Genomic DNA, 11,960 nt, shown 5'->3' with positions numbered 1-11,960 from the left:
TTCCGAACAGAGAAGTTAAGCCCTGTCGCGCTGATGGTACTGCCGTAACAGGTGGGAGAGTAAGTCATCGCCAGTCTTGTCTTTTTTTACAGCAGCCTATCTCAAGATAGGCTGCTTTTTTTTTTACCCCCGCCACTTGATGTTGCAGCCAAGACTCGGTCGCTGATTCGCTAGTATAGCCCCATCGGATAATACCGCATCTATAGCGGCTCTCAAATCTTTTCCGGTAACTGGAATGCCGGATTTGGGTCTCGAATCATCTAACTGACCCCTGTATACACATTTTAAATCTTTGTCAAAGAGGTAAAAATCGGGTGTACATGCTGCTAAATATGCTTTTGCAACTTCTTGCGTTTCGTCATACAGATAAGGAAAAGGATATCCTGAAGTTTCTGCTACTTCTTTCATCTTTTCCGGTGCATCTTGAGGGTAGTTCTCTACATCATTGGAACTGATTGCGATAAAAGAAACACCTTGGGCCTGGTATTCATTTGCCAATTTGACCAACTCTTCATTTATATGAATTACATAAGGGCAATGATTACAAATGAACATGATAACAGTGGCTTTCTCAGACTTCAAATCTTGTAAGGAAAGATTTTTACCTGAAACGGTATCAAAAAGTGTAAAGTTAGGAGCTATGGTTCCTAGTTCGAGCATATTTGAAGGTGTTGCTGCCATAATGAATGATGGTTTGAATGTTGATATCCAAACAAAAATAAACATAAATGTAGAAATATATCTGAGGGGCAGAATACGAAAGAATTGGGGGATAAGAGGGTGTGTGAGGAAAAAAAGGAACCCTCTCCTTCAAACTTTCAGGTAAATGGAAGGAGAGAGAAAGTGGGTTTTAACGCTTTCTTTTCTTATGGTTGGAAAATTTACCTTTGTTTCCCGTTCCACCCTTTTTGGAAGTAGTGAATTTTTTCTTCTTTTTCTCATGAAAAGCTCCTTGAAAAGTGGGGTCCTCCTTGCGTTTTTGCAGATCGATTTGCCGGGCTATGTCCTGTCTTTCTTCAAAAGGAGTCTCGGGGATTTCCACGGTTGCAGGGATTTCCAAGACAGGTATACTGGAGCGGATAAGTTGTTCAATTTTTTGGATATGATATTTTTCAGCCTCGTTACTAAAGGTAATTGCAATCCCGGCATTGGATGCCCTGCCCGTACGGCCTATACGGTGCACGTAGTCAGCATGCATAAAAGGCACATCAAAATTGATGACATGGCTCACCATACTAATATCAATACCCCGGGCCGCCACATCCGTAGCAACCAATACCCGTACCTCTCCGGCTTTAAATGCCTCGATGGCATTAATCCGGGTATTTTGAGCCTTATTCGCATGGATAACTCTGATTTCTCCTTTTGCCTTTCTACTTAAAAATTTATACAAATTATTGGCATTGCCCTTGGTCCGGGTGAAAATTAACACTCGGTAAAATTCTTCTTCGTTTTCCAGAAGCTTAAGAAGCAGGTTATTCTTTACTCCGAGATTAGGTGTATAGTACAGCCCCTGTTCCACCATTTCGGAAGTTGTAGCCTGAGGAGTGACCTCTACCCGTTCGGGAAATTCCAAAAAATCCTCGGAAAGCCTTAATACTTGCTCAGGCATAGTGGCCGAAAACAACATATTTTGCCGCTTGCTTGGAATCACTTCCAAGATACTATTGATCTGTGGCATAAAGCCCATATCCATCATCCGGTCGGCTTCGTCCAATACCATGATTTTAATATCTTTTAAAATAAGTTCTCCCCGGTGGTAAATGTCCATGATCCGCCCGGGAGTACCTACCAAGATATCGATGCCTTCTTGAATCGCTTCAATTTGTTTAGTAGGACCTACTCCCCCGTATACGGCAGTATGACGGATATCCGTATATTTTGCCAAGCTTGCCAGGTGTTCATTGATTTGCATGGCTAACTCCCTGGTAGGGGTCATGATCAGGCATCGAGGGTGCTGCCCCTGGGCATATTTAATACGCATGATGATAGGCAGTAAGAATGCAGCGGTTTTTCCTGTTCCTGTTTGCGCTATGCCCAAAAGGTCGTGCCCGGCTAAAGCCAATGGCACTGCCTTAACTTGTATAGGAGTGGGAGTTTGAAATCCCATATCCTGAATCGCATTGATTAGCTGCTTGTTGATTTTAAATTGATCAAACCCTTGTTGTACTTCAGCCATAACTTGTATTGATTTGTTGCAAAGGTAGTCATTCCATAGAACAGTTAATAGGTTTCCGGAAGGATGACTCGGAGATCAGGAAAGGGTTTTTCAACTTTGTGATATTTCTAGCCTCTCTTGGGTTTAATGCCGGATCCCACATTCCTTGCATAGCTTTTGTTTTCCCAGGGGGCGTTTTTTAGGTTTCTTTTTATGCCCGAAATACATTGGGTTACTGTATTGGGGTTTATCCATCTGTTTGGCCCGTTTTCTTCGCAGTTTTTGAGCCTTGGCCAAATGCTCATTTTCCAATGAGTTGACCTTGCCCATCTTCTTACTATACTTTAATTTTTTAGGGGACGAGTTCGCCTTTTTATCAGAAGAAGATAAAGCGCTACTTCTGTTTTGAGAGGACCGGTTGCTGCTTGTGTGCGATTGGCTGGCACAACTGAACAGTAAGGCGCAAGTGAAACCATAAAGAACTACCTGCAGGCAGACACGTTGTAATGAGAGTATTGTCATGTTATAGTTTGTTAGTTTAGGTAGGTATGTTGCAAAGACAATTCCAAAATGAGCCGGGAGGCGTTGAGTTATGTTTACATTCTGATTTTTAGTGAAATGTACCTCTTCTCTTCCTGGAAATAATGCTTTCGGCAAGGCGATAATTTAAGCGAATTCTTGTATTTTTGGAAATAGAGTTATACACAAAAGACCAAAAAACACAGAGTATGATAGAAATTATCCCATCCATTTCTGTAATCGAAGGAAAGTGTGTGAAGCTGCAGCAAGGAGATTACAACAAGAAAGTGGTTTATGACCAAAGTCCGATAGACATCGCAAAGAAATTTGAGGACCATGGAATTAAAAAATTACATCTTATCGATTTAGACGGAGCCTTGGAAGGCAGAGTGATTAACTATGATATTTTAGAACTCATTACAGGACATACCGACCTGGAGGTGAACTTTGGAGGGGGGATCAATACCGATGGAGATATCAATAAAGTTTACGAGTATGGCGCGAAATCGGTCACTGTGGGAAGTTTAGCCATTTATAACAAGCACCTTTTTGCTTCTTGGCTGATTTCTTTCGGACGGAATAAAATTTGTTTGAGTGCCGATGCCATGGACGGAAAAATAAGGGTACGTGGCTGGCAGAATGCCACGGATCTGGACTTAATGGATTTTGTGGATTACTATTACCAGCGCAGTGTATTGTATGTAAAATGTTCGGATGTTAGTCGGGATGGCCTCTTACAAGGTCCTGCCTTTGGTATGTACCAATCCCTCATTCAGCGATTTCCAAAATTACGGATCATTGCCAGCGGAGGCATAAGTTCGGTAGCGGATATCCATAAGTTAGAAGAACTGGGTGTACATGGGGTAATCATTGGTAAAGCGTATTATGAAGGTAAGGTCTCATTAAAAGAGATCGAACACTTGCAAAGTCGCTGAGTTGAGCGTTCGTTTCTACAGCAAGAGCAACAATGGCCGGTCGTTTCCTGAAAACTACCGGTTTTTTTCATGAAATGCCCTGTTAGCGTTTTAAAATTATAGTATATACTTTTTCTGGTATGTATTTGTATGCAAGTATTGAGGGGTTGGAAAAAATCAAAAATCGGAATTGTGTAGCAGGATGAGAAAAAAATGGCTTTCTTTGTAAAAACTAATGAATTTCCTATAATGGGTTTTTAACAAAATTTTTTGCCTCATGTAAACTTAAATGCCAAACTTTTTATTTATATTATAAATAGAATTAGAATAAGCATAATTTTTTTAGATACTCAAAATATTCTGGCCATGAGTGATTCTCATAAGATTGATGGTACCGATAGAAAAATCCTGAACATCTTACAGAAACATGCCAAAATCACGAATGCTCAACTGTCAAAAGATATTGATTTATCTCCAGCCCCGACCTTGGAAAGGGTAAAAAAACTTGAGAATTCCGGAGTGATTGAAAGCTACCATGCTAAACTAAATTCCCGTTTATTAGGCTTGGGCGTTACTACGTTTATTCACGTAAAACTCTCCAAACATAACAAAGCTAATAATGAGGAGTTTATCCGGAAAATCAATGCTATTGATGAAGTAGTGGAGTGCCATCATATTACCGGTTCCAGTCACTATCTTTTAAAAGTCGTTGCAAAAGATATTGAAAATTACCAACATATTATTTTAGATAAAATCAGTGAGATTGAAGAGATCGATGATTTGCAATCTATGGTAGTATTATCTACCATCAAAGACAGTAAAGCAGTGCCCATTCCATAAGTGTACGACTTCGTGTGGGCCCCCTCTTTTTATATTCCAAGTAAGTTTTTTTTGTTTTTCTTGTAAATATACAAGCTAGTTGGTATTTTTATACCAGGTAGTTCAAGCGTTATCATTGACGTGCCTACCTATCTGCCTAAAGATAAGTCGATTAACTTTTTTGTGTAAATAATTGTTGGAATAGTATTCAAGTAACCTGACTTTCTATTCTATCGAGGCTAAATATTACACTTTTTTGGACATTATTCGTTACTACCTACTTTTTGTAATACAATTTAAGCCTACAAAATCTCAAAAATCATAATCTATACCTTATCTTTATTATGTATATCGAACTAATAAACTCGGATAAGAAAGTAAAACTGTGTAGAAAAGGTTTTAGTTTTTTAAAGAAAAACCGATTGGACAAAGGGTGGCGTATTCATTCGGCTGGTTATGCTGTCTTACAGTTTACTCGTTTTAACCGGATAAATACCTTGTACATGCATAAACTGTTAGCCGACCAGTTTGCTGAGAAACCAGATTCTGAGAAAAAATTATTTGTCCGGATGAAAAATAGCAATAAACTGGATTGCCGGATCGGTAATCTGGAATGGACCACTATGGCAAATCTCCGGCGACATCAGACGGCTTCTCAGGGGTACCGTGGCGTGTCAAGAGACGGTAAAAAATACAGGGCCGTGTTATATGACAAGGGTGAAAGGATATACTTGGGCGTATTTCCCACCGAAGAAGAAGCGGCCAAAGCCTATGATAAAGAGTCATATAAACGGTTTTGGAATCACCGAGAGCCTTAACTTCATGGAGGAGTTTCCTGTCTCATAAACCTATTACTTCCATCGCGAACTTCTTGGGCTATTCATCATCGACCATTTCTAGAAATAGAAAGAAGCCTGTATGAAAAAAAACAGGATGACAAACTATTTGTGAAAAGAAAGGGAGATAATGACTTATCTTTGCAAAGTACGATTAACAAGCTAAAAACAGAGTTGTTTTGAGATACTTTGCAGAGATAGCCTATCATGGAGCTAATTATCATGGGTTGCAAATACAACCCAATGCGCTTTCTGTACAGGAAACATTAGAAGATACGTTCAGTAAGCTTTTAGGGGAAGAGGTGAAGTTAACAGCCAGTGGACGGACCGATACGGGCGTTCATTGCCGGCAGCAATTTGTACATTTTGATGTATCAAAAGAAGTAGCCACAAAGCATTTTTTGCATCGAATCAATTCTTTTTTACCCAATGATATCGCTGTATACAGCCTCAGAAAGGTAAAAGAGGAAGCACATGCCCGTTATCATGCATTAAGTCGCAAATATGAATATCATATTACCAAAGCAAAAAATCCTTTTTTACAAGGTTTAGCTCACCGTTTGTTGTATGCAGTAGATGTGAATCGGATGAACCAAGCAGCCCAACTTCTATCTCAGTACGAAGATTACGAGGCTTTTTGTAAGGCACATTCCAGCGCAAAACATTGTTTATGTCAAATCAACCAGGCCTTTTGGGAAGAAAGTGATACGGGCTTGGTTTTTACTGTTCGGGCCAACCGTTTTTTGAGGGGAATGGTAAGAATGCTAACAGGTACTTTATTGGCAGTGGGACAAGGAAAACTTACCGTGCAACAATTTTCGGAGATCATCGAAAGTAAAAACAACCGCAATGCAGGAGCATTGGTGCCGGCACATGGACTTTATTTATGTGAGGTAGTGTATCCTGATGATATTTGGCTGGATTAAAATCATGAGGAATAAATCCGGAAAGATTGTTAATCTTTTTGTATAGGAGGGTGAAGAATAAAGAAGGAGTATGGAAGATTCCAAGAAATAAAGTTATTATTCTTTAAAAAAATAAATAAAGAATGGCTTTACATCCTTTAGTATTTATGTCTGATTTCGGCTGGAAAGAACGCTTTGTCGCAAGCATGAAAGGAGTTGCTTTGCAAGTGGATCCGGAAATACGGATATTTGACATTACTCACGAAATCAAGCCGTTTGATGTATGGAGTGCCGGGCAGGTTTTGGCCGGTACCTTACCATATTGGCCTAAAGGAACTGTTTTTGTCTCCGTAGTCGATCCCGGAGTAGGAACGCAAAGAAGCTCCTTAGTGGCAGAAACGGAAAGCGGGCATTATGTGGTCAGTCCGGATAACGGGACCTTTACATTTATTGAAGAACAGGTGGGTATCCGGGAGGCCCGGGAAATAGATGAACGTAAACATCGCTTATCCGCTTCCAAACAATCGCATACTTTTCATGGAAGGGATATTTATGCCTATACAGGAGCAAAATTAGCCGCAGGTAAAATTAGTTTTAAAAAAGTGGGGACAGTGGTAAAGCGCCCTCTTGAAAAATTGCCCTACCAACCGGCACGCTTCTTACAAGGTTTTATTGAAGGGTTGGTGATGAAAATAGAACAGCCTTTTGGTAATGTGGTGACAAATATTCCGGACGAGTTTCTTCTTGATTTAACAACGGATAAACAACAACCCCTTGTCAAGGTAGAAATTATTCACCGGGGACAGTTAATCTTTGCAGAAGAAATTCCCTTTGTCAAAAGTTATGGGTACGTTCCGTTAAATGCCCCTCTATTGTATATCGATTCGGTGTATCAGGTAGGAATAGCTTTAAACCAAGGTGATTTTGCCCAAACATATGCCATCAAACCCGGTGCCGACTGGCTTATCCGTTTACAAGTATAAAATTTTGGTAAAGGACCCTGTATTGGTTTTAACCGGGGGGCCGTATGATTCTTTACCAAAACCCGGAAAGTGCTTTTTTCTACTTACTGTTAAGCGGTAGGTTGTTTTTGCTTTTTTTGTATCCGCTCTTCATAATAGTCTTGAAGAGATTTATACAAACTAAAACACATGACAACCAAAATGATGGCAAAAGGCAATCCCGTCAAAATGACGGCTGTTTGTAAGGCCACCAGTCCTCCGCCAACCAACAAAGTACCGGCTACAATTCCTTCCATAGAGGCCCAGAATATTTTTTGTCCGACAGGGGCATCGTGCCGGCCTCCGGAAGTCAAAGTATCTACTACCATGGAGCCGGAGTCAGAAGATGTTACAAAAAAGCTAGTCACCAAGATCACCGTAAGCAATGACGTATAGAACGAAAAAGGCAGATGCTCCAGCATTTTGTAGATGGCAGTCGCGATATCACTATTGACAGCTTTTATCAAATTGGCCGAATGGGTAAGTTCTTGATAGATGGCTGTACCGCCAAATACCGAAATCCATAGAAAGGTGAGCAAGGTAGGTACTAACAGCACGCCAAAGATAAACTCACGGATGGTTCTTCCTTTGGAAATACGGGCAATAAACAAACCGACAAACGGAGACCAGGCAATCCACCAGGCCCAATAGAATACCGTCCAGGTATTTTGCCAATGTTTCTCTTTGTTAATGCCTTTATAGGATTCCGTCCAGAAACTCAATTCGAAAAACTCGGAAATGTAATGGCCGATATTTTGAACAAAGGATTTGAAGAGAAATACGGTGGGGCCGATGACGATGACCAATAACATAAGCAACAAGGCCAGGCGCATATTCCATTCACTCAAAATACGAATCCCTTTGTCCAATCCTAATATCAATGACAACGTGGCAATAGAGGTGACAATGACGATTAAAGCGAGTTGTACAAAATTGGAGTTCTGTATACCAAACAAGTGATGTAAACCTGCATTGATTTGTTGTACGCCAATACCCAAGGAAGTAGCCAGGCCGAAAATCGTGGCAATGACAGAAACAATATCAATGACATCGCCTACCCATCCGTAAATTTTATTGCCGAAAAGCGGATAAAAAATAGAGCGGATGGTAAGTGGAAGTTTGATGTTAAAGGTGAAAAAGGCCAAGGCCAACCCAACAATGGCGTAAATGGCCCAAGCGTGTACCCCCCAGTGAAGAAAGGTGATCCCCATGGACGATTTGGCAGCTTCGATGGCGATATCATTGTTCGCCAGAGGATTGTCGCCAAAGTGGGTAATGGGTTCTGCAACACTGTAAAACAGCAAGCCGATTCCCATCCCTGCGCTAAAGAGCATAGCAAACCAGCCCCCCTTGGAGAATTCGGGTTGGGCTTGTTCTCCTCCCAGGCGGATATTACCGTATTTGCTAAAACCCAAATATAAGGTAAATAGTAAGATGACATTGACCAATAAAATAAAGAGCCAGCCCAAGTTATTGGACACTATTCTTTTTGCATCTTTAAACCAAAGCTCCATCGGTTGCCCTACGAGGAGAGTGGTTATGACCAAAATAAAGATGACTAAAAGTGAGGTGATAAAGACCGGGCCGTTTGCTTTAATGCCTAAAAAAGTTTTTTCATCGCTTCTCGTATGCCTAATTCCCATAATACTATATTTCTTGATTGATTTTTCCCTTGTATGTGTAAAGACTGACCCATTGGTCCCTATGGCAATGGGAATGCAGCAATAATGTATGTAAGCCGTTGAGTGTTTGCTGGACAATAATAATAACAGATGATGAGCCCGTCCCGTAACACTGTCATTGACAGTGATCCGAAAGCCTGTAAAAAGAGGATCTTGGTGTAGTGGATATCTTGATTATTCGATGCTACACAACTCAACTTTTGGGTGTTCCAATGTGGGTTGTAAAAACTTACGGAGGAGTGATATTTTTAGCTAAATTTCTGTCTTCACATATGATTCTGCTAATGATGTTACCAGTAGAACTAACTTTTAAAATCGTAGAAAATAAGAACATGTTGAAGTAGTCGTCTGGATAATAATAGCTGCAAAGATACTCAAAAAACAAGGGAAGTCATAATCTGGCCCGGTTTACAGCCTTATAGAGCCTAGAGTCACAGCGTGATAAGGAAGCTTGAATATTACTAAAAAGCCCTGTATTCGAAGAGTACAAGGCGTTTGGCAATTACTTAGGGTTGATGTTGTTTTCTACCTCTGTTTCTCCGTAAATATGGCATTCGGGAATCAAGGCCAATAAGGCAAAGGCAAAATGAGTTCCGCTGACTACCGGTTTGAGTTGTTTGCCTTTTAAGTCACCCTCCAGGCATCTTCCCGTATTGCTCCAGACAGATTGCGTTTCATTGTCAATAAAACGCTTGCCTTCTTTACGGAAAGTTAAGGGGTTACCTTCATTAAAAGTGGAAAAAACATTGATCGCTCCGCTTTTTTTCGATTCTGTTATGAGTTTTTCATCAAGCGTGGAAACGACCTCCTCATTGAAAAATAACACCACAAAATTATCCCCTGGCATGTCATTTAATACGCCACGGGAGGCAATTTCCCGGTAAGGGTATGCAAATTCTTTCCCATGCATGTTAAAGTGAATGACTCTTTCCATCGAAGGTAAACGTTGGCTGGGATAGCCGTCAAAAAAGACTGGCTTTACTTTTTCCGGGTTATCGTATCCGTAGTACGGAGATAGGGAATAGGGAAAATGCACCTCCTGAGACTTTTCGAGTACTCTGCCAAAGGGGTTTTGCTCAATAAATTCACCATAGGTCGCAAGGCTGTAGGGGAGGGCTTTTAACTGTGCTCCTGCGTATTCTCCCACCAGGCATTCACCGGTTAATTGCTGCCACCAACTTTCCGTTTGATGATCCCAAAGTACCGTATTGCTTTTGCGGAGCATCCCCGAAGTGCCGAATTTCAGTTCGCTAGAACGGCCGTCATGTTCCACTTTACGATCGAAGACCATGATGGAATGGCTCAAGGGGCAATAAGTTACTAAAATCGGAGTGCCGGCCAGTTTATCCACCACTACATTGCGATAGCTCAATACTCCCAGTGGATAAGCTTTGATCATATTGCCAATTTGTACGATAACGACTGGCTCTTCCGGTTTATACTTTCCTTCCGCTTCTCTTTTATTCCAGAAAGCAGGTTGGTAAATAGGTTGGATGGCATCGCGAGGCAAAATGGACTTTATATCATAAAAAGGAATGCGGTGTTTGCTCTTATTGGTATTCCAGGATTGACTTACATGGGCATAGTTTACCTGGGCCAGAGTGCTTACTGCCAGGCATTTGCATAATAGAATAATCGCTACAATTCTTCTCGACATGAACACAATTAGTTATAAGGTAGTGTAAAGTTAAAGTTGTTTGTTTTCTTTCTAATTCATCTGTAGATGCATTTACCGCCTTTGCTTGTGAGGCCCCAATCTAACCGGATGCAATCGGATAGATCGGTAAATACAGCTTATTGGTTGTATTCCAACACCACTGGGAATTTTGCTTCATTTACAATGCCTAGCTGGATACCTGCGGGTTTGGAGATTTTGATAATCATCTGAATATCCGAATCCACGGGAGGGATGCGTCCGATCACCCGCACCAAGGTCGAGCGGTTGTTGTTGGGGTTGGTCACTTTGATGTACGATCCGATATCGGCCGTACGGTGTAAAGCCAGGCCTTTGCTGGTATTTTGACTGGTGCCGGCTATGATAGCCCCCACACCCTTTTCTTGTCTGTATTCGGGGGCGGTGTTCGAAAAATTAGTCAGGGAAAAAGAAGTATCAGCTGCTACCTGTGCGGGGTTGGTAGCAAGGGAGTCATACGTCTGATCGTACAAGGCTACGGCAGGTTGGTTGTAATATGCTTCTGCTTCCTGAGCGAGGACTGGGGTACCCTCTCCTTCAAAACCTACAATCAGTTGTTGTCCCAAAGGAATATTATCCGTATTTGAGAGTTGGTTCCAAATGCGAAGGCTATCAAAAGAGACTTTGTATTTTCTGGAAAGTTGGTATAAATAATCTCCGGGTTGGATAGTGTGGTAAATGGGGGAGCGGGCATCGGTATGGCTAGAGACCGTGGTGGCTTTTTGCGTTTTTTGGCCCACAATTAAGCGTTGCCCTTTAGTGATAATTTCCGATGACAACCGGTTCCATTCCATTAAGTCGGTGACGCTCATGCGGTATTTACGGGCGATTTTGTACAAGTTGTCTCCTTCTCTGACTATATATTCCCGTAGTCCCGGATCTTTCCGGACGATTCTATCGAGATCGTCCAATTGTGGGATACGAATAATTTGGTTAATTTTAATAGGGTTCAGGTTAGCATTGGGGTTTGCCTTTTGGATTTCCCGGAGGGTAACGCCATATTTCCGGCTGATAGACAACAGCGTTTCTCCCGGTTCTATTTTGTAAAGGATAAACGTTCGGTTGTTTTTTCTTTCTACTCCTACAGAATCTTCAGGAGTCGTGGGGTACGCAGGATAATGAAATGCGAAGCCTGATTGAAACGATAAGAATAATCCTGTTAAAAATATAAGCGTTTTCATAATTCTTTGTTAGTTTAATTCCCGAACAGCCGAAAATAACAAATTAATACTATATCTTTCGTCTAACTGAATAGAATAGCACTATTTTACAATACAGCCTAAATCCGGAGTGGGGCATTTTTCATGAGTCATTAGGTGAAAGGTTGCCATGATTATACTTACTTACAAAAGTAAAGTAAAGGTATCATTCCTGTAGGTTTCTATCAGTAGAGTTTGTCAGTGAATTTTTCCTACTGAGGGAATTTAATCGTT

11 protein-coding genes and 1 rRNA gene are annotated in these 11,960 nt (G+C 41.1%); 6 read left to right on the top strand and 6 right to left on the bottom strand.

The genetic code is table 11. The annotated features are described in order from the left end of the window. Positions 1–76 (top strand): 5S ribosomal RNA (gene rrf, locus AAG747_RS29230); the annotation flags it as partial. 47 nt (positions 77–123) lie between these two features. Here the strand turns inward: rrf and AAG747_RS20180 are convergent. The 3 genes from AAG747_RS20180 to AAG747_RS20170 form a co-directional block, all read right to left on the bottom strand. Then, complete coding sequence (locus tag AAG747_RS20180) at positions 124–681, bottom strand: thioredoxin family protein (RefSeq protein WP_346823028.1); 558 nt, start codon at positions 679–681, stop codon at positions 124–126. A 169-nt stretch (positions 682–850) separates the two neighbouring features. Beyond that, on the bottom strand, positions 851–2,179 hold the full coding sequence (locus AAG747_RS20175) for a DEAD/DEAH box helicase (protein ID WP_346823027.1): 1,329 nt from the start codon (positions 2,177–2,179) through the stop codon (positions 851–853). A gap of 123 nt (positions 2,180–2,302) precedes the next feature. After that, positions 2,303–2,680, bottom strand: a complete 378-nt coding sequence (locus tag AAG747_RS20170; RefSeq protein WP_346823026.1) for a hypothetical protein — start codon at positions 2,678–2,680, stop codon at positions 2,303–2,305. A 206-nt stretch (positions 2,681–2,886) separates the two neighbouring features. On the opposite strand from AAG747_RS20170, the gene AAG747_RS20165 reads away from it, so the two are divergent. From AAG747_RS20165 to AAG747_RS20145, 5 genes are all read left to right on the top strand, one after another. After that, on the top strand, positions 2,887–3,612 hold the full coding sequence (locus AAG747_RS20165) for a 1-(5-phosphoribosyl)-5-[(5-phosphoribosylamino)methylideneamino]imidazole-4-carboxamide isomerase (protein ID WP_346823025.1): 726 nt from the start codon (positions 2,887–2,889) through the stop codon (positions 3,610–3,612). A 345-nt stretch (positions 3,613–3,957) separates the two neighbouring features. Further along, complete coding sequence (locus AAG747_RS20160) at positions 3,958–4,431, top strand: Lrp/AsnC family transcriptional regulator (protein WP_346823024.1); 474 nt, start codon at positions 3,958–3,960, stop codon at positions 4,429–4,431. 323 nt (positions 4,432–4,754) lie between these two features. Next, positions 4,755–5,228 (top strand): AP2/ERF family transcription factor, encoded by a 474-nt coding sequence (locus AAG747_RS20155; RefSeq protein ID WP_346823023.1) that lies wholly within the window; start codon positions 4,755–4,757, stop codon positions 5,226–5,228. Positions 5,229–5,425: 197 nt separating this feature from the next. Beyond that, complete coding sequence (gene truA, locus AAG747_RS20150; RefSeq protein ID WP_346823022.1) at positions 5,426–6,172, top strand: tRNA pseudouridine(38-40) synthase TruA; 747 nt, start codon at positions 5,426–5,428, stop codon at positions 6,170–6,172. A gap of 122 nt (positions 6,173–6,294) precedes the next feature. Beyond that, positions 6,295–7,134, top strand: coding sequence for an SAM hydrolase/SAM-dependent halogenase family protein (locus tag AAG747_RS20145; protein ID WP_346823021.1), 840 nt, complete (start codon positions 6,295–6,297; stop codon positions 7,132–7,134). A gap of 89 nt (positions 7,135–7,223) precedes the next feature. Here the strand turns inward: AAG747_RS20145 and AAG747_RS20140 are convergent, their stop codons facing one another. The 3 genes from AAG747_RS20140 to AAG747_RS20130 all read right to left on the bottom strand — a co-directional run bounded on the left by AAG747_RS20140 (position 7,224) and on the right by AAG747_RS20130 (position 11,708). Further along, complete coding sequence (locus AAG747_RS20140) at positions 7,224–8,795, bottom strand: BCCT family transporter (protein WP_346823020.1); 1,572 nt, start codon at positions 8,793–8,795, stop codon at positions 7,224–7,226. A 541-nt stretch (positions 8,796–9,336) separates the two neighbouring features. Then, a complete protein-coding gene (locus tag AAG747_RS20135; protein ID WP_346823019.1) occupies positions 9,337–10,491 on the bottom strand; it encodes a DUF3179 domain-containing protein in 1,155 nt (384 codons plus the stop codon). A gap of 137 nt (positions 10,492–10,628) precedes the next feature. After that, positions 10,629–11,708, bottom strand: coding sequence for a LysM peptidoglycan-binding domain-containing protein (locus tag AAG747_RS20130; RefSeq protein WP_346823018.1), 1,080 nt, complete (start codon positions 11,706–11,708; stop codon positions 10,629–10,631). Between the last annotated feature and the right edge of the window lie 252 nt (positions 11,709–11,960).

It is taken from the genome of Rapidithrix thailandica (genome assembly GCF_039710355.1).
GTDB lineage: Bacteria > Bacteroidota > Bacteroidia > Cytophagales > Flammeovirgaceae > Rapidithrix > Rapidithrix thailandica.
Note: the sequence above shows the minus strand (reverse complement) of the source record. Positions and strands in the feature narration are given on the sequence as shown.

Bases quoted from the DNA above. Each gene is read 5' to 3' on its own strand.
- AAG747_RS20155 (WP_346823023.1), top strand. From the start codon at position 4,755: ATGTATATCGAACTAATAAACTCGGATAAGAAAGTAAAACTGTGTAGA.
- AAG747_RS20175 (WP_346823027.1), bottom strand. From the start codon at position 2,179: ATGGCTGAAGTACAACAAGGGTTTGATCAATTTAAAATCAACAAGCAG.
- AAG747_RS20160 (WP_346823024.1), top strand. From the start codon at position 3,958: ATGAGTGATTCTCATAAGATTGATGGTACCGATAGAAAAATCCTGAAC.
- AAG747_RS20130 (WP_346823018.1), bottom strand. From the start codon at position 11,708: ATGAAAACGCTTATATTTTTAACAGGATTATTCTTATCGTTTCAATCA.
- AAG747_RS20170 (WP_346823026.1), bottom strand. From the start codon at position 2,680: ATGACAATACTCTCATTACAACGTGTCTGCCTGCAGGTAGTTCTTTAT.
- AAG747_RS20145 (WP_346823021.1), top strand. From the start codon at position 6,295: ATGGCTTTACATCCTTTAGTATTTATGTCTGATTTCGGCTGGAAAGAA.
- AAG747_RS20135 (WP_346823019.1), bottom strand. From the start codon at position 10,491: ATGTCGAGAAGAATTGTAGCGATTATTCTATTATGCAAATGCCTGGCA.
- AAG747_RS20165 (WP_346823025.1), top strand. From the start codon at position 2,887: ATGATAGAAATTATCCCATCCATTTCTGTAATCGAAGGAAAGTGTGTG.
- AAG747_RS20180 (WP_346823028.1), bottom strand. From the start codon at position 681: ATGGCAGCAACACCTTCAAATATGCTCGAACTAGGAACCATAGCTCCT.
- AAG747_RS20140 (WP_346823020.1), bottom strand. From the start codon at position 8,795: ATGGGAATTAGGCATACGAGAAGCGATGAAAAAACTTTTTTAGGCATT.